Origin of the sequence: Galactobacter valiniphilus, from assembly GCF_003575975.1 — a bacterium.
Classification (GTDB): Bacteria; Actinomycetota; Actinomycetes; order Actinomycetales; family Micrococcaceae; genus Galactobacter; species Galactobacter valiniphilus.
This window is the reverse complement of sequence record NZ_QQXK01000004.1, coordinates 114,340-134,503: the sequence shown is the minus strand read 5'-3', so window position 1 is coordinate 134,503 and position 20,164 is coordinate 114,340. Positions and strand designations below refer to the sequence as shown.

The window sequence follows — 20,164 nt, the reverse complement described above, 5'->3', positions numbered from 1 at the left end:
TCGCCGAGCGGGCGCGTCAATCTGGTGCGCTGTCCGCGTAGTCGCCCCCCGGGGCGCCCGCGTTTGAGCGGACCTAGCTGAGGTCGCCGTCGCGCCAGAGCGCGGCCGCGGCGTCCAGATCGTCGGCCGTGCCGCCCAGGCGGTGGGCGGCGCGCGTGAGCGCGGAGCCGCGCTGCGGGTCGGCCAGATCGGCGGCGTCGGCGTGCGCGGTCTCCCCGAGCGCCACGACGCGGCAGAACGCGGCTGCCCGGTGCAACGCGACGTCATAGTCGCCCGTGAAGGCGCCGGCCAGGATCGCGGTGGTCATGTCGACGAGCTCCTGGGGCCCTGGCGGTTCAGCGACGCCGGCGATCGCCTGGTGCACGGGAGCTTGGGCGCGGCCGTCGCGGAAGTACGCGGCGAGCCGCTCGGGGTCCTGCAGCACGGTCCGGCGCAGCGCGTACAGCCGCCACAGGGTGCCGGGCAGGGTCTGCGCGGGCGAGGCCGACCACAGCTCGGCGACCTCCTCGAGCCCCTCGGCGTCGGCGAGGCGGATGAGCTTCTCCAGCACCACCGGATCCTCGTTGGCGCGGCCGCGGTTCACGAGCGCCCCGGCCGTCACGTGCGCCGCCTCCGAGAGGCGCGCGGGATCGGCTCCGCCCTCGTAGCGATCGATCATGTCGGAGGTGAAGAGGGTGGGGCGGTGGTACTGGCGCCGGGTTCCTGAAGACATCGCCACCGAGGGTACCGCCCGCGCCTGGGTGCGGCCCCGGGCGAGCAGGTATTTCTCCAAGGGCACACCGGTGTGGTCCGAAAACCCGGGGATTCGGGTGCCGCTCGCGGACCGACTGGTCAGTACGCGGACAAAGGGGGGAAGCGGGGGAGGGCAAGGCAAAGGCGAAGGCGAAGGAAAGAGCACGACGGCGCGGCGGGGCCACCGTTCGACGACGCGGCCGTGAGCGCCACGGCACGACGGCGGGGCGTCGCCTCAGGGCGGAAGGGCACCCTTGGGTGCCGTCCCGCTTAGGCGCCGGACGCGCCGTCGGGCGCTGGAAGGAGCGGCGACCCGGCCGCCCACCATGTGGCCAGGCTTGCTGTCACGGACTGGCCCAGGAAGATGCCGACGAGCACCACGAGTTGGAAGGCCGCGGCCTCGAGGGGCGAGGCGCCGCCGAAGAGCGCGCCGACAAACGCGCCCGGCAGGGTCACGAGGCCCGTCGACCTGGTCTGGTCGAGGTTGGGGATGAGGGACTCGCGGATGGCCTCGCGGCGCAGCTCGGCCGTGGATTGCGTGGGCGTGGCGCCGAGGGCGAGCCAGGCCTCGACCTCGCCGTGGCGGTCGCGCAGCAGCGAGGCGAGCCGGCGCAGGGAGAGCGTCGAGGCGGTCATGGCGTTGCCGATGAGGATGCCCGCGATCGCCACGAGCTCCTGCGAGCTGCGTTCAACGAGCCCCAGGCCAACGATCGCGCCGACCGAGATCACCGCCCCGGCGCTGATGCCGAGCAGGGCAGCGGCCCGGCCGCGCGGGAGCCCGGAGGCGCGGCCAGCGCCCGTGAAGCCGGCCGTGACCAGCATGAGGAGCAGGAAGGCCGCGAGGGCCCACCACCACTCGAGCACGCCGCGCATGAGTAGGGCCACGACCGCGAGCTGCACGGCGGCGCGTAGCACCGCGATCCACGGCAGGGCGCCGAGGCCCACGCGCTGCGAGCGCAGGATGAGGACGCCGGCCGCCACGAGCGCCGCGAGGCCCGCGGTGAAGAGGAGCCAGTGGGTGAGCCCCGGCATCGGTTACGCCGCCGTGGCGAGCGTGGCGCCGAGCTTCTCGGCGGCGCTCTTCACCGTGTCCGCGTCCTTGGCCGAGCCGATCGTGGCCCAGTTGTTGCCGTAGATGGTGGTGGTCGCGGTGACGTCCTTGCCGTCGCGCGCCGCCGCCTGGTTCACGAGCTGGGCCAGCGCGGCAGGGTCGTGGAAGACCACGATGTTCAGCGACGTGAAGTCGGGGTTCTGGCAGGTGCTCATGCTGACCTTGTCCGTCTGCTGCACGAGCTTCACGTCGTTGCACGCCATCCCCGCCTTGTCCATCGCCGCCGCGAGCTCGGCCGAGGTGGCGAAGGTGGTGCTGCCCACCATGATCTTGGGGTTGCCGGTGCAGGCGGTCAGGGCAAGCGCGAGGCTCGCTGCGCAGGCGAGCGGGGCGAGGACGCGGGTGGCGGGGGCCGGCATGGCGGTGGGTGCTCCTTGGGGACGGCGGGTCTGTCTCCATTGAATCAAGCCCGGCTGGGAGCGACGGGTTGCTGGGCTGGCCGGCGGGCGGCAGGCCGCGGCGCCTCGGGGCCGCGCGGTATGGAAGAATCGACGCGGTAGTTGGCGTCCGCGCCGGCTACGGGCCTATAGCTCAGCTGGTAGAGCATCGGACTTTTAATCCGCTGGTCGCGGGTTCGACCCCCGCTGGGCCCACTGCTTGACGAAGGTCTTCGCCGCATCCGCGGCGGGGGCCTTTGTCGCATCCGGGGCGGCACTCGCCGACTTCGGTGGCTCTCGAGGGTGGTGATGATGACGTTTCCGGCGGCGTTTCCGGACGGCATGAGCGCGGATCATCCGTATGGGCCCTGGCAGGCGCTCGCCGACGGATGCCTCGCGGTCGGTGCCGTGGCGTTGCTTGGCCTCTTGGTGTTGGGCGTGATGGCGCTGGCCGGCGCGCTTCGCCCGCCGGTTCCCGGCGCTGGTGGACGCCGGGAGATTCCCTTGGCCGAGCGGCGGCGTCGTCGGATCGTGAAGATGGCGGGCTTCTTCGCCCTGGTGTGCGCATTCCCGGCGGCGTATGCCGGATGGGCTGCGGTGAGGCTTGCCCCTTCGGACGCGGTGACGGGCCGAACGTGGGCCTACGAGGGTGAAGCGGCGGTACTCAAGGTCTCAAGCGGGAAACAGTCGTGGGTGCGCTTGCGGTTGGCGGGCGGTGAAGAGGTCGTGCTTCACGGCATCTCCGATTTTGAACTGAACGAGGAACTGGGTGAGCTCCCGTTCGGTGCATCGAGACCGGTTTCTGTGCGCTGCCAGGCCTGGCATCGCTGGTTCCCCGGCGAGGGGGACTACGTCTCCGCGTGGTGCGAAAACCCTTCCTACTGGGTAGAGGACTGACCCGCCCAGCGGGCACCCAGGCTCGGCTAATACCCTCAGGGGGTATGACGACTTCGCGCCGCCCGTACCTGCTCATCTCCGCTCCCGCGCTCGCCGCCCTCCTGGCGCTGAGCTCCTGCACGGCCCCCGGAGAGGCCGGGGATGGTTCTTCCGCCCAGAGCGCGACGGCGGGTGGGGTCCGGGTGCCCGGCGGCGCCGAGGCCCAGGCGGGCTCGGGAAACGCCGTCACAATCCTTACTGCGGCTGGCCTGGGCGAGCTGGGTTCCGCGCCCGCCGAGACGGTGGTGGAGGCCCTCGAGGCGATCCCGGTGAACGAGCGCCCGGACGGCCTCTCCGCCTCGGTCACGGCTGGTGCCGTGCGGCTCTCCGGCGCGGACGGCGCGGAGGCGAGCCTGCCGCTCGATCGTTTCTACCTTTCGGTCGCGCCGTTCATCACCACCACCCACGAGTGCACCTTCCACGCCCCGGTGGGATGCAAGGGCGAACTCGCAAGCACCGAGGCGCGCTTCACGATCACCGACACCTCGTCGGGGGAGGTGCTGGCCAGTGGGATGCGCCGCACCGCCTCGAATGGCTTTGCCGGGTTCTGGCTGCCCACGGACCGCGCCGTGACCGTCTCCGTCGAGGCGGCGGGCAAGAGCGGCTCCGTGACGACGGGAACGGGTCCCAACGATCCGACCTGCCTCACGACCCTGCGGCTCGGTTGAGCCGCGCCGTGCCGTGCCGTGCCGCGCCCCTCGGGTCACCCACGCCGCGCCCGGGTGAACGAAGCACTCACCCGGCCGCGCACCGTCGTTCTCTGGAAGATACATGGGCGAAGGCTGTGACCCTGCGCCGATTCCGGTCTCCGATGCGACCGTGCGGCCGCAGAAGCGGCACAGTATCCCCGTGTCCTCTTCGCAGGAAGCCGGCCCGGCGCCCGCTTCGCCACCTTCGCCGCCCGTGCGCGCGCGGCCCCGGCACGATGCCCGCCTGGGCGCCGTCGCCGCCAGGGCGCTCCGGCTCGCGGCCTCGGCGCCCTTTTCACTGCTTTTTGCGGCGGCGATCGTTGTGGCTGCGATCCTCACGGGCCTGGAGCCGGAGAACGGGTGGGCCGCGAGCGCCGATGCAACGCTGAGCCGCATGCAGTGGTGGACGCCCTTGTCCTCGCTCGTGGGATCGGCCTCGCTCCTGGGGGTCGTGGTCGCCGTCCTCCTGAGCCTGAGCGCGCTGGTCTGGGCCGAACGCGCGCTCGGCACGCTGCGCACGGTCGGCGCGGTGCTCATCGGCGGCGCCCTCGCGGTCACGACTGGTGTTTTCGCGGAGGCAGGAATCGCCCGCTGGCCCGGCTTGAGTCCGGCAGAGGGCGAGTGGATCGCCTCGCCTACGGTCGGCATGGTCGTAGCCGTGACGGCCGCGAGCGGCGGCCTCGGAACGCTCTGGCGGCGGCGCGTCGTGGTCCTCATCGCCGTCATGGTCGCGCTGTTTGCGCTGTACTCCTCCGATCCGGCCTCGTGGGTGCGGCTCGTCTCCTTCGGCCTGGGCCTGGCCCTCAGTTGGCGCTGGTACGGCGTCGCGAAGCCGCTCGTGCGGGTGAACTCCTCCCTCGAGGAACACCGCCGTCTCGTCTCTGGATTTGTCGCGCTCGTGGGGCTCGGCCCGCTGGCCGGCCTGCTCAGCGGCGGCGGTCGCGGGCCTATCGCCCATGCGGCCGAGCTCTTTGCCGACGTCGACCGCCGGCTCGTGGCGCGTTGCGCCGTCCAGGATCTCAGGATCTGCGACAACGAGACCGTCGCTGTCATCACGCACGGCGCAGGGCCCGCGTTGCTGGCTGCCGTTCCGCTCGCGCTGCTCGTCGTTGCCGCCGTCGGCCTGCGATCCGGCCGCCGGGCCGGATGGTTCATGGGGCTGGGAACCTCCGCGCTCCTGGCGGCCGCGGCCATCGTCGCGGCGTCCACCGGCTCCGTCGTGGTGGGCGGCGCTGGCGTTGACCATGTGCTGGAGGCCGTGCTCTGGGGAGCCTCGGCCATCGGGCTCCCCATCGCCGTCGTGCTGGTGTTGCTCTCCGGGCGCCGATCCTTTGCCGTTCGCGCCCCGCGGCGCGAAGCCGTGCGCCTGGCCGTGGACCTCGCGGTGGTCCTCGTGGTGCTCGCTGGCGGGTACCTGCTGGCCGAGTTCCTGCTGCGCGCCGACTGGAACGAGCGGATGAGCGGCTCGGAGGTGCTCGACGAGGCGCTGGGTCGCTTCCTTCCCCAGAGCCTGCTGTATGACACGGGCGCGCCCGCCTTCCCGCACCGCGGCGCCGCCTTGGTGCCGTGGGGCTGGGTGGACGTCATCTTCTGGATCGTCGTGATCTGCGGCGTGCTGTGGCTCTACCGGCGGGTGGCCGTGGCCGGCGCCCACGACCGCGGCGCCTACGTGAAACTCCTGCGTGACCGCGATGCCGGGAGCCTGGGGTGGATCGGCACATGGGAGGGCGTGTCCTATTGGTTTGCCCCGGGCGGCGCGGCCGCCGTGGCCTATCGGCTCGTCTCCGGCGTGGCCCTGGCCATCTCTGACCCGGCGTGCTCCGCCGAGGATCGCCAGTCCACCCTGAGCGGCTTCATCCACTACGCCAACGAGCACGGCATGACCCCGGTCTTCTACAGCGTCCACGAGGACACCGCTGCGGCGCTTCGCGAGCTCGGCTTTTCCGACATGACCGTCGCCGAGGAGGCGGTGCTCGACCTGGAGACGTGGAGCATGGCCGGCAAGGCGGGCGAAAAGGTGCGCCAGCCGTACACGCGCGCCCAGCGCGAGGGCCTGCGCATGAAGTGGTGCACCTTCTCCGAACTGACCCCGCGCGAAAACCTCGCGCTGCGCGCGCTGAGCGAGGAGTGGGTGGCGGCCAAGGCCCTGCCGGAGATGGGCTTCACGCTCGGCGGCCTGAAGGAAATGCAGGACGACGACGTGCGGCTGGCTTTGGCGCTCGACGCCCAGGACCGCATTGTTGGCGTGACGAGCTGGCTGCCCACTTACCGGGAGGGCGAGCTGCGCGGCTACACCCTCGACGTCATGCGCCGCGTGCCGGACGGGCCGAACGGGGTCATGGAGTTTCTCATCGCCTCCGTCGCCCTGCGGGTGCGCGAGGACGGTGGGACGGAGCTCAGCCTGTCGGGCGCCCCGCTGGCCACCTCCGAACCGCAGGAGCAGGGAAGCGTCATGAACGCCGTGCTGGGACGGGTGTCGGGAGCCCTCGAGCCGCTCTACGGCTTCCACTCGTTGCTGAGGTTCAAGAAGAAGTTCCGGCCCGTCCACCGTCGCATGGCGATGTCGTACGCCGATCCTTTGCAGCTGCCCTCCATCGGGCTGGCTGTCGCCAGGGCTTACCTCCCCCAGGCCACGCGCCGCGAGGCCCTGGCCATGGCCCGGCGGCTCGTCGAGCGCGCCGAGTAAGCCAAGAAGGGGGAGGCGGGGCGCCGCCCTCCGGCCCGCGTCGCTGCTTACCGCCGCACGCCGGGCGCGAGGCCCTTCCCGTAGCCCACGTGCTCCTTCGGGTGCCCGCCCACGAGGGTGGAGAGCGTCACGAGGTGGAAGCCGCGCTTCTGCAGCTTCTTGATGATGGCAGGCACGGCGTCGACGGTGGAGGAGTGGATGTCGTGCATGAGCACGATGTCGCCCGGCCGGGCCGCCCCGGCCGAGGCCACGGTGGCGCGCGTGCTGCGGGTCTTCCAGTCCTCGGTGTCCACGTCCCAAAATGCGAGCGGCATGCCCAGGCTCTTGCGCTGCTTCTTGCTGACGTCGCCGTAGGGCGGGCGCAGGTACAGCGGCGTCACGCCGGAGGCCTTCTCGACCGCCCGCTGGGTGCGTCCGATCTGCTCGTTCACGTCGGCGGCGCGCGTGCGCGAGAGCTGCGGGTGATCCCACGTGTGATTGCCGATCTCCATGCCGGCTTCGGCGGTGGCCTTGACGATCTCGGGGTGCGCCTTGGCCTGCTTGCCCACCACGAAGAAGGTGGCCTTGGCGCCGGCCTTCTCCAGCGCCTCGAGGATCCGCGGCGTGCCGGGGCCCGGGCCGTCGTCGAACGTCAGAGCCACGCACTTCTCCTTGGCGCAGTCGATGCCCTTCTGCACCAGGGGCCCGCTCGTGTGGGCGGGCTTCTTCTTCGCCTCGGCGCGGCGCCGCGCCGGCGTCCTGGTGCCGGGCAGTCGCGGGTGACCGAGGAAGTGACCCGTGGTCGGCAGAGCGGAGGGGGAGGGAACGGTGCCGTTCTTCACCGAGGCGCGCTCGCCGATTGACGGGGCCACGGAGGCCGCAGTGGCTGTGCCGTCGGCAGCGCCGACAGCGGCGTTCTCCGCCGCGCGGGCCACGCTCACGGACGCGAAGCCGTGGCCCACCAGCAGGCCAAGGACAGACAGGGTGGCCAGGATCGCGGGCGCGGGGGAGCGACGCGAGAGAAGGGGCATGTCTTCCACCATCACAAACCCCGACCCCGAAAGTCCACCTGGCACGCCGCCTGGCGGCCCCTTGCAACCGCTTCGTGATCCGGGGCCGCCGCCCCGTCCCGCCCGGCCCCCCGGATCCCGCACTTTTCGTTGAATCCCGGTCAATCCGTGCGGGATTGAACGAAAAGTGCGGGAGGGGAGGCCGGACTTGCCCGACGGCGCGTGGCTCGCTCAAGCGGGCCACGCGCCGTCGGGCGGGTATGGGGGCGTGTGAGGGGGCTGGCGTGGGGCGGGGCGGCGCGGCGTCAGGAGGTGGTGCCGGAGATGCTGCGCGGGCGCAGCGGATCCAGCACGGACTTGGGGTCGAAGAAGTGCGAGAGCACCTTGCGGCCCTCGAGCGCCGCCTTGAGGGAGATGCCGTCCACGTTGATGCGGGCCTCGCGCAGGTAGCCCTTGCCCCATTGCCCCCACTGCGGGGTGGAGCCGTCCACGTTGAAGTAGAAGTTGTAGCCGGCGCCCTTGAGGAAGTCGTACTTGGGGCCCGCGTACTTGGGCAGCCCGGAGATGTCCGCGCCGAAGGGGTAGATCAGCAGATCCGTGGGCCCCGTGATGGGCTCGACGTCCTTCTTCCAGCGCGCGGTGTCTGTCTTGATGCGGCCCAGCGAGGACTTCGTGAAGTTGATGTGCCCCCAGGAGTGGGATGCGAACTCCCAGCCGGAGGCCTTCAACGCGTTAGCGACCTTGGTGGCCTCGGCGATGTCCGTCTGCAGGTTCGGGTTCTTGTGATCGGCGTCCCCGCCGGGCCCGTACATGCTGGGCGAGGAGCGGTAGCCAAGCACGCCGTTGTAGCCCGTGAGCGCGATGACACCCTTGTGTCCAAACGGCGCGAAGTCGGGGTGCTCCTTCACGAAGGCGTCGACGAGCGGCATGACGTCGTAGGCGCCGATCTTCTTCTCGGTGCTGCCGGGGGCCACGTACTCGTTCTGCACGCTGCCGTCCGGCGCCACGACGAGCTTGGTGGGGAAGCCCTCACCCTCCATGTACTCGTAGTAGGAGACGTCGTCGATCGAGAAGACGAGCGGTTTCTTGCCCTTGGGTACCTTCAGCGGCGTGGGGTGCATGACGCCCTTGGCGTCCACCTTGCCGAGCTGGTGCGGCGAGACGAGCACGTAGCCGTTGTCGTAGACCTGCTGCAGGACCTTGTTGAACTCGTCCACCGTGACCATGTAGTCGAGGTAGCCGGCGGCCTTGCCGCGGTTCTTGAGCCCGAACGCGGTCTTGGGGTCCACCACAAGAGAGTGGAAAAAGAGGTGCGGGACCATCGAATTGTCGGGCCACACGGTGGTGGCCCCCGCCGGGACGGTGGGCTTGAAGTCGGTGGCCGGGGCGGGCGTGGCGCTCGCCGAGGGGCTCGAGCCCGGCTCCGAGCTGGAGCTCGCGTCGCCGCTCGGGGAGGCGCTGACGCCGCCCGAGGCGGAGGGGCTCGCCCCGGCGCTTAACGACGGCACGGGGCCGGACGAGGCCGCGCCGGTGGACGGACCCGAGTCCGTGCACCCGGCCAGCGCGCCGAGCGCGAGCGCGGCCGCGAGGCTCAACGAGGTCAACATGGTGCGGGGCTGACGTGGACGCATGACTGCGCGGCTCCTTGGCATCGACTGGGCTTCTGCGCCCCTGACCCTGGCCACCGTAGTCCCGGGCGGCGTCGCTTTGAACCGTTGCCGCGGGGACGTTGTCACATCGTGATGAGTGGAGTCGAAGGGAGGCACACAACGGCCCGACGCCGCCCGCTCACGGTGAGCGGGCGGCGTCGGGTGGGTGGGTGGGTGGTTCCGGCCGTTAGGCCGGCACCTTGCGGATGAGCGCCCAGGAGACGAGGATGCCGAGCGCGGCGATCAGCGCGGTGATGATGGCGACGTTGCCGGGGAAGCGGTCCAGGGGGAACCAGGCCTGCAGGGTGGGCCACCAATCGCCTTGAATGCTCAGGTACAGCAGGGCGATGAGGGCGCCGACGGTGCCGGTGATCGCGAGGGTCAGGCCGGCGGGGCCGAAGCGCTTGTAGACGGTGCCGAAGGCAAAGCCGACGGAGAGCGCCATCATGGCCATCAGCGCGTAGAGCAGGAGGTACCAGGGGCTACCGGCCTCGGGGATGTTCACTCCGCCCTCCAACTTGAGGGGAAACGCGAACATCCTGCCGTTCATCCACCAGCCGCCCGTCGCGCGCTCGACCAGGCCGAGCAGCCACAGCAGCGTGCCGAACAGGAGCGAAAAGACGCTGAAGTTCAGCATGGCGCCGAGCCAGAAGTCGCGGCGGGACAGCGAGAGGGCCTGGGTGAAGGGGAAGGTCAGTGCCACGGTTTGCGCGCCGACCACGAGGAGGTACCAGAAGGGCGCCTGGACCGAGCCGGAAAACAGCTGGGCCTCAGCACTCGCGGTCTTCACGACCCACCAGATGGCGAGGGTGAGGGCCGTGGAGCCGCCGAGCACGAGGAGCGGGACCCACACGAAGGTGTTGCGGTTGGTGGCCTGCACGCGGGCCGAGACGAGGATGGGTGAGGATGTCATGACAGCCTCCTGTCAGAGTTCGGCGCGCTCGCCGGCGCGGGTCAGGAAAACGATGGTCTGCTGCAAGGTGGCGGGCTCGATGCCGATGCCCTGAGCCTCGGCGGCCGCCAGGGCGGCACCCTCGAAGCGCCCGCGCACGGTCAGCTGGGTGACGGGGCCCAGGTCCTTGCGGGCCAGGACGGGGAGGGCGCCCGCCGCCTCGAGGACGGCCGCCGTGGAGCCGTGCAGCGTGGTGACGCCGCCGCGGACCTCGTCGGCCGGGGCGTCGAGCACCAGCTCGCCGTCCTCCAGAAGCAGCACGTGTTCGAGCACGTCGGCGACCTCGTCGATGAGGTGGCTCGAGAGCACGATGGTGCGAGGGTGTTCCGCGAAGTCCTCCAGGAGGCGGTCGTAGAAGACCTGCCGCGCCACGGCGTCGAGTCCCAGGTACGGCTCGTCGAAGAAGGTCAGCTCGGCGCGCGAGGCGAGGCCGATGATGATGCCGACGGCCGAGAGCTGGCCGCGCGAGAGCTTCTTGATGCGCCGGTCGGTGGGCAGGCGCAGTTCTTGGGTGAGGCTCCGCGCGAAGTCCTCGTCCCAGTGGGGGAACGCGAGCGAGGCCGAGTGCAGCGCGTGGCGCACCTCGAAGTCGTCCGGGTACTTCTGGGACTCCTTGACGAAGCAGATCTTCGCCAGCGTGGGGCGGTGTTCGTAGGCCGCGTGGCCGAACACGAGCGCCTCACCGGAGGTGGGGAAGGCCTGCGCGGTGGCGAGCGCCATGAGGGTCGACTTGCCGGCACCGTTGCGACCGAGCAGGCCGTAGATGCGCTCGGGTTCGAGCGTGGTGCTGACGTTCTCCAGGGCGGCCACCGCGCCGCCGCGCTTGCGGTAGTGCTTGCTCAGGGAGCGCAGTTCGAGGGCCGGGGCGGTGGTGCTCATGCTTCCTCCTGGGTGCTCAGGAGCATCTGCGCGAGCTGCTCGCGCGTGATGCCCAGGCGTGCGGCCTCGGCCAGCACGGGGGTCAAGTAGGTGGCCGCGAAGTCCTCGCGACGGCGGTGGCGCAGCTGCTCCTGCGCTCCGGCGGAGACGAACATGCCGATTCCTCGCTGCTTGTGCAGGATGCCGGCGTCCACCAGGAGGTTCAGTCCCTTGGCGGCGGTGGCCGGGTTGATCCGGTGGAATGACGCGAGCTCGTTGCTGGAGGGGGCGCGGGCGCCCTCGGGCAGCGTGCCGTCCAGCACCTGCTCCTCCACTTGTTCGGCGATCTGGAAGAAGATCGGCCGCGACTCGTCGAACATGCCCGGTCCTAGCTTCGGTGGTTCATTACTCGACTAATGAACCACCGAAGCGTGGGGACTGTCAAGGGGTGGCGAGGTGCCCGCCCCAGGCGGCGCGCGCCGTCGTGCGTTCCGGGATCAAAGAATCGACGGGAGATCGCCTCAGAGGCGATCTCCCGTCGATTTCTTGATCTCCGCCGGCGCAGTGCCCGCCGGCGCGTGCCCGACAGCGCGTGCCCGACGGCGCGTGGCCGGGGCCGCGGGGTGGGGCTCAGGCGCGGCCGGGCGCCTGGCCCAGCACGCGATCCAGGTACGCGTTGGCGAAGACCCCACCCGGATCCACCGCGTCCCGCACCGCGAGGAAGTCGTCGAAGCGCGGGTAGACGGTCCGCAGCTCCTCGGCCGTGCGCGTGTGCAGCTTGCCCCAATGCGGGCGCCCGGCGGCGGCCTTCAGGATGGGCTCTACGGCGGCGAAGTACGGAACGTGGTCCTCCTTCACGAAGCGGTGCAGCGCGATGTAGGCGCTCTCGCGGCCCGAGGCGGTGCCGAGCCAGGTGTCGTCGGCGGCGGCAGCGCGCACCTCGAGCGGGAAGGTGATCCCGGCGCCGAAGCCGTTCACCGCCGCCATGACCTCGGTGAAGACCGCCTCGAAGTCCTCGAGCGGCACGGCGTACTCCATCTCGCGGAAGCGGGTGCGCCGCGGCGACACGAAGATGCGATCCGAGCGGTCCGTGTAGACGCGGGAGGCGAGCGCCTTGGTGGCGAAGCGGTTGAGCGCCGGAACCGTGCCGGGGACGAGCCGCCCCAGCTCGCACAGCGCGCGGTGGCCGCCGTTGCTGAGCAGCTCGTCGTCCAGCAGGATCTGTCGGCGCGTGAGCGGGGCGCGCTCGGCGTCCGCGGGCAGGCGGGTGTTGACCTTGGCGGCCACCTGCGTGGCGTGCTGGAACCAGTAGAACTCCACGTGGTCCTCGTGGCGGCACAGGTCCACGAAGGACGGCAGCATCTCGGCGAGTTCCACCGGGTGCTCGTCGGCGCGCACCACAAAGGACGGGACGCAGGCGAGCGTGACCTCGAGGATCACGCCGATGGCGCCCAGGCCCACGCGCGCCGCCTGGAAGAGCTGGGGGTTCTCCTCGGCGCTTGCCGTGACCACGCTGCCGTCGGCCAGCGCGAGCCGCAGCCCGCGGACGATCCCGGAGTATCCGGTTAGCCCCAGCCCCGTCCCATGGGTGCCGGTGGAGAGCGCGCCGGCGATGGACTGGCGGTCGATGTCGCCCATGTTCGGCAGGGCCAGGCCGTACGGTTCCAGGGCGTCGGAGATGGTCCACACGCGCGTGCCGCCGCGCATCGAGACCCACCCCGTGGTGGGGTCAACTCGCGTGAGGCCCTGCAGCTTGTCGAGGCTGATGAGCGTCCCGTCGGTCGCGGCGATGTCGGTGAAGGAGTGGCTGCCTCCCACGACCTTGACGCGGCGCCCCTCGGGGTGGGCGGCGGCGAGGAGGGAGCAGAGCTCGTCCTCGCTGCCGGGCAGCGCCACGGCGGACGGGGTGGAGCTCGCGCTGCGGCCCCAATTGCTCCAGCGGCCCAGGCGATCGACGAGCTGCGTGCTCACAGGAAGGCCTTCCCTTCTCCTCGGTACGTGGGGACGGTGCCCACGATGGCCCCGCCCTCGAACAGCGCCAGTTCGTTGACTCGCTCGCAGAGCTCGCCGGCCTTCGCGTGCCTGAACCACACGACGTCGCCCACCCGGAGTCCCGCCGCACCCTCGCCGACCAGCGGGGTCTGGACCTCGCCGGCGCCCTCCGTGCCGCGGAAGCGCACGCGCTCGGGCCAGGCCACGGTGGGCAGGCGGTCGGGGCCCGGCGCGCCAGAGGCCACCCAGCCGCCGCCGAGCACCGTGGCGGTGTCGGGGGCGGGGCGGCGCACCACGTCGAGCCCGAAGTGCAGGGCGTGCCGCGGGTGGAAGTGCGTGTAGTGGTCGAAGAGGCCGGGCCCGTAGACGCCGGAGCCCGCCGCGATCTCCGTGACGGCGTCCTCGGCAGCCGTGGATTCGATGGACCCCGTGCCGCCGCCGTTGACGAACTCGAGATCGGCCACGAGGCGGACGGCCGCGACGGCCTCGGCCCGGCGGGTCGCCAGCTCGCGCGCCGAGGCGGCCTGCATGGCGCGCACCGCCGCGGCGCGCACGGAGCGCCCGGCGTTGCCGACGCCGGCGATCTGGCCCTCGTAGGCCATGAGGCCCACCAAGGCGAAGCCCGGACGACGCACGACGGCGCTCGCGAGGCTCGCGAGCTCGGCCGCCGAATGCTGGGGGGAGCGGGCGGCGCCGACCATGAGGCCGGGGCCCAGGCGGTAGGAGGCGTCCAGCTCCAGGGCGACGCGCAGCTCGGGGTGCCCCGGGACCTGGGCGTCGATGTAGTCCAGATGCTCCACGGAGTCGATCATGAGCGTGATGGCGGCGCGGGCCCGCTCGTTGCCAGCGAGCTCCCGCAGGCCCTCGGCGTCGGCCGTGGGGTAGCCGATCACGAGGTCGTCGAGGCCGTGCTCGGCGAGCCAGAGCGCCTCGGCGAGCGTGAAGCACAGCAGCCCGGCGAACGCCGGATCGGCGAGGACCCGTTCCAGGACGGCGCGCGAGCGCAGCGACTTGGAGGCCAGGCGCAGGGGCTTGCCGGCCGCGCGGCGGGCGAGATCGGCCACGTTGGCGGCGACGGCGTCCAAGTCGAGGATGGCCACGGGGCGGCGGTCCAGGCCGGCCGCGCGCAGCGCCTCGAGGTAGCCGGAGAAGGGCTGGGGGGTGGCGTTGGGCACGCTCGTCCTTTCCGATGAACTCACTTGAGCCGGAGCCTATCGGGCGGTACGCGGCGCCAACAGGGATGTGGCGCGGGAATTGCGCGGCGGGGATCTGCGGGAAGAATGGCACCCATGCAGCCTGAATCTGTCCCGGAACTCAGCGTCGAGAGCGAGTACGTGGAGGTCGCGGCCGAGGTCTTCTCGATGCTCGCCGACGCGACCCGCGTGCGCCTCATCTTGGCGCTGCGGGAGGGTGAGGTGCCCGTCGGCGCGCTCGCCGAGCGCGTCAACAAGTCCACCGCGGCCGTCTCCCAGCACCTGGCCAAGCTGCGCCTGGCCCACCTCGTGGCCACGCGCCAGGAGGGGAATCGCGTCTACTACCGCCTCGCGAATCCGCACGCGGCCCGGCTCGTGGTGGACGCCCTGCATCAGGCCGCCCACGCGACCGACGCCGTGCCGCTGGGGCACGAGGAGCCGCGCGAGGCCTGAGCAGGAGGCGCCCACACGCCGTCGTGCATTGTGGGCCAGCGCCCGGCACACTACTATTTGCGTAAATACGCAAATAGATGCGGTGCCGCGCTCGCGAGGACCGCCCGCCCGTGCGGCGGCCAGGCAGGACGGGGGCCCTTCAGGTGGGGCACGATCACGATCATGCGCACGCGGCGGCGGGACTGAACCGCCGCCGACTGCTCATCGCCTTTGCGCTAACCGCCGGCATCCTAGTGGTCGAGGTGGTCGGAGCGATTCTCACCGGCTCGCTCGCGCTCCTCGTCGATGCGGCCCACATGCTCACCGATGTCCTGGGGCTCGGGTTGGCGCTCACGGCGGGGCATCTGGTTCGGCGCCCCGCGACCGGCCGGTACACGTGGGGCTTTGAGCGCGCCGAGATCATCTCGGCCGTGACGCAGGCGGCGATCCTGCTCGGCGTGGGCGTCTTCGCGCTCATCGAGGGCGTCCGGCGCCTCGGTGAACCCGCGGAGATCCCCGGCGGCGCGCTCCTGTTCTTTGGCGTGGTCGGCCTCGCGGCGAATCTCGCGTCGATGCTCGTGCTGCGCGGCGGCCAGCACGACAACCTCAACATGAAGGCCGCCTTCCTCGAGGTGCTCAACGACGCGCTGGGTTCCGTGGCCGTCATCGCCTCCGCCGTGGTGCTGCTGACGCTCGGGTGGCCCTGGGTGGACACCGTGGCCGGCCTCATCATCGCGGCGCTCATCCTGCCGCGCTCGCTGCGGATCCTGCGCCAGGCCATCCGCGTCCTCATGGAGGCGGCACCCGAGGGCATCGAGGCCGGCGAACTGCGCGAGCACCTCGAGGAGGTCCCACGCGTGCTGGCCGTGCACGATCTGCACGTCTCGCGGCTGTCTTCGACCACGGCCGTGCTCACGGCGCATGTGGTGGTGGAGGAGGCGGCCTTCACGGACGGCGGGGCCATCGAGATCCTCGAGCGCCTGCGCACGTGCGCCTCGGAGCACTTCGAGGTCTGCTTCGACCATGCGACCTTCCAGCTGGAACCGCCGGGGGAGCGCGAGGCGGAGGGTGAACTGCACGCCTGAGGGCCTCGGTTAGGGCCCGGATTCCCGCGGATTTGACATTATTCAATGCCCGACGGCGGGGCGCCGGGGTGCCCTCAAAAGGTCACGGAGGGGTCTCGGTTGGGTATCGGTCTACTGTGGAGTTTTCCGAGCGTATTTTGTCTATCAAAACGATATAAAGGAGCACTTCGCATTGTTCGCGCGGAGTTTGTTGGCCTCGCTCACGAAAGCGCTTTCCCTCACGGTGTGACATGATTCACAGTCGTCGGGTGGAGTGTCTTGCGGGCGCCTGCCAAATCCCTACTGTGGAGTTTATGAATCGAGTCCGTGCCGCGGCTGTTGCCGCCCTCGCCGCTGTGGCGATGCTTGGCACCCCCGTCGCAGCGTGGGCCTCGCCCACTGCGGCCGGGCCGCTCGATTCCGTCGCGGACACCGCCCGTGACGGGGGCGCCTCGACGTCCCTCACCGTGGCCACCGTGGAGGCAGACCTGAGCCGCAGCGGCGAGGGTGACCTCGCCGCGGACCTGGCCGCCCACGACGATGCGCAGGCGATCGCACTCTCCGAGGCGGTGCAGCGCGAACGCCCGGATGTCCTCGTGGTGACCGGCGTGGACGTTGACGCGGACGGCGACGTCGTCGCGAGCCTGCGGGACGACTACTTCGCGGTGGACCGTGGCGAGCGCTCCGGCATCCGCTACGACTACAGCTACGCGGCTCAGACCAATGTGGGCCAGCCCTCCGGCACCGACCTGGATGGCGACAACGTGGTCGGTGGCCCCGGGGACGCCTACGGGGACGGCGACTTTGCCGGGCAGCGCTCGTTGCTCGTGTTCTCCACGCGCCCCATCGACACCGCCAATGTGCGCACCTTCACGTCGATGCTCTGGAAGGACCTGCCGGGCAACCAGCTGGGTGCGTCCGGCCTGGGTTCCGTGGCGGGCGACAGCATTCCGCTGCAGTCCACGAGCGTCTGGGACCTTCCCCTCCGCGTCGGAGGCCAGACCGTGCACATCGTGGCCACGGCCACCACCAGCGGCACCTCGCCCGCGGACGCCCTGCGCCGCGCCGACCAGCTGCGCTTCCTGCGCGAGTACGTCTCCGGCTCGGCCTCCCTCTCCTCCATCGCTGACGACAAGGGCCGCGAGGGGGCCCTGCCCGCCGGCTCCCGCGCCATCGTGGCCGGAGCGCTGGGCCAGGAGGCCGCCGGCACCGCCAAGGGTGGGCTGCTGGACGGCACGGTGCTGAACGATCCGACCACCGCGAGCCTCTCCGAGCTCGGCAGCACGTGGTGGGGAACCGCCATGGCCCGCCTGCAGGCCGGTGCCGAGTCCAGCCGCGTGGACGCCGAGGGCGTCGGCTCGCGCGCCGACTACGTCCTGCCCAGCACCTCACTCGACGCGTCCTCCTCCGGCTCCGTGGACGCCATCGACCGGGCGGGAAGCAAGCACCGCCTCGTCTGGCTGCGCGTCTCCGTCTGAGCCCGTGGAACCAGAGGACCTCGTCACCTCGCGCCCGCTCGCGGAGGCGGCGGGGACCGACCTCGTCCTGATGCTGCACGGCTACGGCTCCGACACCGGCGCCGTCACCCCGCTCTTCGACGTGCTTCCCCTGACCGCCACCGGCGTGGCCGTGCGCGGGCCGTTCGAGATGGACGACGACCAATACGGATGGTTCCTCCTGGATTGGGGGCTGCGCCCCGACCTCTCGCGTGTCATCGAGGCGGCGAGCTCGGTGCTCGCCCTGCAGGACCGGCTGGCCCCGAGCTTCCGCTCCGTGTCCGTCCTCGGGCACTCCCAGGGCATGGCCATGGCCACGACCCTGCTGCGCCTGCGCCCTCACGCCTACCGGTGCGCCGTGGGGCTCTCCGGCTTCGTGGTGGAGCAGCCCTTGCTTGACCTCGGGAACGACGGCGCCCCGCGGATTCCCTTTTTCTGGGGCCGGGACCCGGGGGAGTTTGTCATCAACCCCGACGCCCAGGAGAGCGCCGGGGCGTGGCTCGAGGAGCATACGGCGCTGACGGCCCGCACCTACCCCGGGATGGGTCACGGCATCGGCGTGGACGAGATCCGCGATGTGGGGACCTTCCTGCGCCACTACCTCGCGGCTTGAGCCGCGCCGCGCGCCGGGACGGGTGGTGCCAGGCTGTGCCCTCGGCTGAACTGGCGGGCGGGTGAGCCCCGACGGGGCGGACGCCCAGGAGCGTGTCCTACGCTTGGCACACCATGAGCAAGAAGAAGAAGCGCAGCGGCGGTGTGTTGCCGCAGGAGACCAAGGTGGCCCTGGGCCGCCAGGTGAGCGGCGAGGACGGCCGCCCGGCCAAGGGCGTGCAGGCAGCGATGCTGCGCGTGCTCGGCGTGCAGCGCCCGCTCGTGCTGGCCTACGTGAAGCGGCTCAAGGCCAAGCGCCCGCAGGCCACGGCCGCCCAGCTCATCGCCATCGCCGAGCGCGACTACCTGCGCACCGTCACCGGGACCGGCGCGGCGGGCGGCGCCACGGCCGTGGTGCCCGGGCTCGGAACGGTCGCCTCGCTCGGCGTCTCCGCCGGCGTCACGGTGGCCTTCCTCGAGGCAAGCGCGCTCTACGCCCAGACCGTGGCCGAGCTGCACGGCGTGGCCGTCAAGGATCCGGAGCAGGCCAAGACCCTCGTCATGGCGGTCATCCTCGGCGACGAGGCGGCCGGGCTGCTCGCGGGCGTCTCCGAACAGTTCGCGAGCGGTTCCAAGGGTCCGTGGGGCGCCGCCGTCTCCACGCTCGGCGGCAAGGGCGGGACCTGGTCCATGGTGGGCCAGGAGATCCAGTCGCGCTTCCTGCGCCACTTCGCGGCATCGCAGGCGGCCGGCGCCGTGGGGCGCGCTCTGCCCTTCGGCATCGGCGCCGCGGTGGGCGGCGTCTCCTCGCGCGTGCTGGGGCGCCGCGTGGTGACCTCCACGCGCCAGGCCTTCTCCTCGCTCGAGACGCTTGACGCGCGCGAGCTGGGCGCGGCCGTGGCGGCCGCACCGACCGACGCCGCGCAGCTCAAGGCCCTCGTGGCCGCCGAACGCGAGGCCGCCGGCGACGTTGAGCGCGCCATCGAGGAGGAGCGCGGCCGCCGCGCCTCCTAAGCCTCACCACGCGCAACGGCGCCAGCCCACGTGGCGTGGGCCGGTCCCGTCGTGCTCTTGCCGGAGTTAGCCCCCCAGCACGGCGTGGGCGATCGCGAAGATCGCCAGACCGGCGAGCGAGCCCACCACCGTGCCGTTGAGCCGGATGAACTGCAGATCGCGGCCCACCATGAGCTCGATCCGCTCGGAGGCCTCCTGGCCGTTCCAGCTCGCCACGGTGTCGGTGATGAGCTCGGTGGCGCGGTGGCGGTAGTTCTTCACGACGTAGCCGGCGGCGTCGCGCAGCCAGCCGTCCACCTTGTCCGCGAGCGGGTCGCCCGAGGCCAGGCGCGTGCCGAGGTCGCGCAGGCCCGACTCGAAGGCGATGCGCAGCTCCGAGGCGGGGTCCTCCGCTGCCTCGCTGAGCGAGTCCTTGAGCCGGTTCCAGGAATCGAGGGCCACCTGGCGCAGGCGCGGGTCCTCGATGAAGGAGCGCTTGACGCGTTCCACGGCCTCGATCGTCTCCGGCTTGCTCTGCATGTCCTGCGCCAGGCCGGCGAGCCACTCGTCCAGGGAGCGCCGCGCCGCGTGCTGCGGATCGGCGCGCACGGCGCCGAGGAAGCCCGTGAGCTCGCGGTGCAACCGCTCGCCGATGAGCCGCTGCACGGCGGAGGGAAGCCAGGACGGCGAACGGTCGGAGACGATCTCCGTGATGCGCTCGGGGTGCTCGTTGGCCCAGGCCAGCGCGCGGTCGGCGAGCACGTCCACGGCGCCGCGGTGATGACCGTCCTCGACGAGCCGCTGCAGCAACAGGCCCAGGGTGCCCGACCATTCCGGCTCGAGCATGTGTTTGCGCACGAGCTGCTCGGCCACGCGCTGCACGTCCTCGTCAGAGACCACATCGAGCACGCCGCGCAGCAGCACGGCGCCCTCGCCGGCCGCGAAGCTTGCGTTGGTCGGCACCGCGAGCCACGCGCCGGCCTTGGCCGCGACCTGCAGCGAAGCCAGTTTGGAAACGAGCACCTCGTCGGAGAGGAAGTTCTCCTCGACAAAGTCGCCGAGGCTCTCGCCGATCTGGTCCTTCTTGCGCGGAATGAGCGCCGTGTGGGGGATCGGCAGGCCGAGCGGGCGCCGGAAGAGCGCCGTGACGGCGAACCAGTCGGCGAGGGCACCGACCATGCCGCCCTCGGCCGCTGCGCGCACGTAGGCGAGCCACGGGTAGCGCTCCTGCAGCGCAAACGCGATGACAAAGACGATCGCCAGGACGATCAGCAGGCCCGTCGCGATGGCCTTCATGCGCCGCAGCGCGGCGCGGCGTTCCTGATCGGCGGCGCTGCCGCCGCCGAGGGCTGGAAGGGTGCTCATAGCCCCATCCTGCCGCAGCGCGGCTCCGTGCACGACGACGCGCGGCCGGGTGGGTGCAC

20 protein-coding genes and 1 tRNA gene are annotated in these 20,164 nt (G+C 71.4%); 10 read left to right on the top strand and 11 right to left on the bottom strand.

The window, feature by feature from the left end; genetic code table 11:
- Positions 1–73 precede the first annotated feature (73 nt).
- The 3 genes from DWB68_RS03195 to DWB68_RS03185 all read right to left on the bottom strand — a co-directional run bounded on the left by DWB68_RS03195 (position 74) and on the right by DWB68_RS03185 (position 2,202).
- Positions 74–712 carry a hypothetical protein gene (locus DWB68_RS03195; RefSeq protein WP_199700364.1) on the bottom strand — a complete coding sequence of 213 codons (639 nt, stop codon included), beginning with the start codon at positions 710–712 and terminating at the stop codon, positions 74–76.
- A gap of 290 nt (positions 713–1,002) precedes the next feature.
- Positions 1,003–1,764: an ABC transporter permease gene (locus DWB68_RS03190; RefSeq protein ID WP_119423689.1), complete on the bottom strand. Its 762-nt coding sequence runs from the start codon at positions 1,762–1,764 to the stop codon at positions 1,003–1,005.
- Positions 1,765–1,767: 3 nt separating this feature from the next.
- The gene (locus tag DWB68_RS03185) at positions 1,768–2,202 is read right to left on the bottom strand and encodes a hypothetical protein (RefSeq protein ID WP_119423688.1); all 435 of its coding nucleotides are present in this window, start codon (positions 2,200–2,202) and stop codon (positions 1,768–1,770) included.
- 161 nt (positions 2,203–2,363) lie between these two features.
- Here DWB68_RS03185 and DWB68_RS03180 point away from each other — a divergent pair.
- The 4 genes from DWB68_RS03180 to DWB68_RS03165 all read left to right on the top strand — a co-directional run bounded on the left by DWB68_RS03180 (position 2,364) and on the right by DWB68_RS03165 (position 6,531).
- Positions 2,364–2,436: transfer RNA gene (locus DWB68_RS03180), tRNA-Lys, on the top strand.
- 93 nt (positions 2,437–2,529) lie between these two features.
- Positions 2,530–3,117, top strand: coding sequence for a hypothetical protein (locus tag DWB68_RS03175; RefSeq protein ID WP_147391564.1), 588 nt, complete (start codon positions 2,530–2,532; stop codon positions 3,115–3,117).
- Positions 3,118–3,161: 44 nt separating this feature from the next.
- On the top strand, positions 3,162–3,824 hold the full coding sequence (locus DWB68_RS03170) for a CueP family metal-binding protein (protein ID WP_119423686.1): 663 nt from the start codon (positions 3,162–3,164) through the stop codon (positions 3,822–3,824).
- A 235-nt stretch (positions 3,825–4,059) separates the two neighbouring features.
- Positions 4,060–6,531 (top strand): bifunctional lysylphosphatidylglycerol flippase/synthetase MprF, encoded by a 2,472-nt coding sequence (locus DWB68_RS03165; protein WP_158588188.1) that lies wholly within the window; start codon positions 4,060–4,062, stop codon positions 6,529–6,531.
- Positions 6,532–6,578: 47 nt separating this feature from the next.
- Here DWB68_RS03165 and DWB68_RS03160 read toward each other — a convergent pair whose 3' ends face one another.
- Both DWB68_RS03160 and DWB68_RS03155 read right to left on the bottom strand, forming a co-directional pair.
- Entirely contained in the window at positions 6,579–7,541 is a 963-nt protein-coding gene (locus tag DWB68_RS03160) for a polysaccharide deacetylase family protein (protein WP_158588187.1), read from the bottom strand.
- Between the two features lie 284 nt (positions 7,542–7,825).
- Positions 7,826–8,809 (bottom strand): polysaccharide deacetylase family protein, encoded by a 984-nt coding sequence (locus tag DWB68_RS03155; RefSeq protein ID WP_147391563.1) that lies wholly within the window; start codon positions 8,807–8,809, stop codon positions 7,826–7,828.
- A gap of 37 nt (positions 8,810–8,846) precedes the next feature.
- Between DWB68_RS03155 and DWB68_RS03150 the strand changes: the two genes are divergently transcribed.
- Positions 8,847–9,140 (top strand): hypothetical protein, encoded by a 294-nt coding sequence (locus DWB68_RS03150; protein WP_147391562.1) that lies wholly within the window; start codon positions 8,847–8,849, stop codon positions 9,138–9,140.
- Positions 9,141–9,356: 216 nt separating this feature from the next.
- On the opposite strand, the gene DWB68_RS03145 is transcribed toward DWB68_RS03150, so the two are convergent.
- From DWB68_RS03145 to DWB68_RS03125, 5 genes are all read right to left on the bottom strand, one after another.
- Positions 9,357–10,082 (bottom strand): hypothetical protein, encoded by a 726-nt coding sequence (locus DWB68_RS03145; RefSeq protein ID WP_119423681.1) that lies wholly within the window; start codon positions 10,080–10,082, stop codon positions 9,357–9,359.
- A 12-nt stretch (positions 10,083–10,094) separates the two neighbouring features.
- Positions 10,095–11,000: an ATP-binding cassette domain-containing protein gene (locus tag DWB68_RS03140; protein WP_119423680.1), complete on the bottom strand. Its 906-nt coding sequence runs from the start codon at positions 10,998–11,000 to the stop codon at positions 10,095–10,097.
- A complete protein-coding gene (locus tag DWB68_RS03135; protein ID WP_119423679.1) occupies positions 10,997–11,359 on the bottom strand; it encodes a GntR family transcriptional regulator in 363 nt (120 codons plus the stop codon). Before DWB68_RS03135 ends, DWB68_RS03140 begins: the two co-directional genes overlap by 4 nt.
- A 250-nt stretch (positions 11,360–11,609) precedes the next feature.
- Positions 11,610–12,950, bottom strand: coding sequence for a D-arabinono-1,4-lactone oxidase (locus tag DWB68_RS03130; RefSeq protein ID WP_199700363.1), 1,341 nt, complete (start codon positions 12,948–12,950; stop codon positions 11,610–11,612).
- Positions 12,947–14,146 carry an alanine racemase gene (locus tag DWB68_RS03125; RefSeq protein WP_119423678.1) on the bottom strand — a complete coding sequence of 400 codons (1,200 nt, stop codon included), beginning with the start codon at positions 14,144–14,146 and terminating at the stop codon, positions 12,947–12,949. Before DWB68_RS03125 ends, DWB68_RS03130 begins: the two co-directional genes overlap by 4 nt.
- 114 nt (positions 14,147–14,260) lie before the next feature.
- Between DWB68_RS03125 and DWB68_RS03120 the strand changes: the two genes are divergently transcribed.
- The 5 genes from DWB68_RS03120 to DWB68_RS03100 all read left to right on the top strand — a co-directional run bounded on the left by DWB68_RS03120 (position 14,261) and on the right by DWB68_RS03100 (position 18,761).
- Positions 14,261–14,617: an ArsR/SmtB family transcription factor gene (locus tag DWB68_RS03120; protein ID WP_119423677.1), complete on the top strand. Its 357-nt coding sequence runs from the start codon at positions 14,261–14,263 to the stop codon at positions 14,615–14,617.
- Between the two features lie 143 nt (positions 14,618–14,760).
- On the top strand, positions 14,761–15,681 hold the full coding sequence (locus tag DWB68_RS03115) for a cation diffusion facilitator family transporter (protein WP_233548582.1): 921 nt from the start codon (positions 14,761–14,763) through the stop codon (positions 15,679–15,681).
- A 293-nt stretch (positions 15,682–15,974) separates the two neighbouring features.
- On the top strand, positions 15,975–17,138 hold the full coding sequence (locus tag DWB68_RS03110) for an endonuclease/exonuclease/phosphatase family protein (protein WP_119423675.1): 1,164 nt from the start codon (positions 15,975–15,977) through the stop codon (positions 17,136–17,138).
- 4 nt (positions 17,139–17,142) lie between these two features.
- On the top strand, positions 17,143–17,769 hold the full coding sequence (locus tag DWB68_RS03105; RefSeq protein ID WP_233548581.1) for an alpha/beta hydrolase: 627 nt from the start codon (positions 17,143–17,145) through the stop codon (positions 17,767–17,769).
- 113 nt (positions 17,770–17,882) lie between these two features.
- A complete protein-coding gene (locus tag DWB68_RS03100) occupies positions 17,883–18,761 on the top strand; it encodes a hypothetical protein (RefSeq protein WP_199700362.1) in 879 nt (292 codons plus the stop codon).
- 66 nt (positions 18,762–18,827) lie between these two features.
- On the opposite strand, the gene DWB68_RS03095 is transcribed toward DWB68_RS03100, so the two are convergent.
- Positions 18,828–20,105 (bottom strand): DUF445 domain-containing protein, encoded by a 1,278-nt coding sequence (locus DWB68_RS03095; RefSeq protein WP_119423674.1) that lies wholly within the window; start codon positions 20,103–20,105, stop codon positions 18,828–18,830.
- Positions 20,106–20,164 lie beyond the last annotated feature (59 nt).

Coding starts and splice junctions, on each gene's coding strand:
- DWB68_RS03195 (WP_199700364.1), bottom strand. CDS start 712: ATGTCTTCAGGAACCCGGCGCCAGTACCACCGCCCCACCCTCTTCACC.
- DWB68_RS03190 (WP_119423689.1), bottom strand. CDS start 1,764: ATGCCGGGGCTCACCCACTGGCTCCTCTTCACCGCGGGCCTCGCGGCG.
- DWB68_RS03185 (WP_119423688.1), bottom strand. CDS start 2,202: ATGCCGGCCCCCGCCACCCGCGTCCTCGCCCCGCTCGCCTGCGCAGCG.
- DWB68_RS03175 (WP_147391564.1), top strand. CDS start 2,530: ATGATGACGTTTCCGGCGGCGTTTCCGGACGGCATGAGCGCGGATCAT.
- DWB68_RS03170 (WP_119423686.1), top strand. CDS start 3,162: ATGACGACTTCGCGCCGCCCGTACCTGCTCATCTCCGCTCCCGCGCTC.
- DWB68_RS03160 (WP_158588187.1), bottom strand. CDS start 7,541: ATGCCCCTTCTCTCGCGTCGCTCCCCCGCGCCCGCGATCCTGGCCACC.
- DWB68_RS03145 (WP_119423681.1), bottom strand. CDS start 10,082: ATGACATCCTCACCCATCCTCGTCTCGGCCCGCGTGCAGGCCACCAAC.
- DWB68_RS03140 (WP_119423680.1), bottom strand. CDS start 11,000: ATGAGCACCACCGCCCCGGCCCTCGAACTGCGCTCCCTGAGCAAGCAC.
- DWB68_RS03135 (WP_119423679.1), bottom strand. CDS start 11,359: ATGTTCGACGAGTCGCGGCCGATCTTCTTCCAGATCGCCGAACAAGTG.
- DWB68_RS03120 (WP_119423677.1), top strand. CDS start 14,261: ATGCAGCCTGAATCTGTCCCGGAACTCAGCGTCGAGAGCGAGTACGTG.
- DWB68_RS03110 (WP_119423675.1), top strand. CDS start 15,975: ATGAATCGAGTCCGTGCCGCGGCTGTTGCCGCCCTCGCCGCTGTGGCG.
- DWB68_RS03100 (WP_199700362.1), top strand. CDS start 17,883: ATGAGCAAGAAGAAGAAGCGCAGCGGCGGTGTGTTGCCGCAGGAGACC.
- DWB68_RS03095 (WP_119423674.1), bottom strand. CDS start 20,105: ATGAGCACCCTTCCAGCCCTCGGCGGCGGCAGCGCCGCCGATCAGGAA.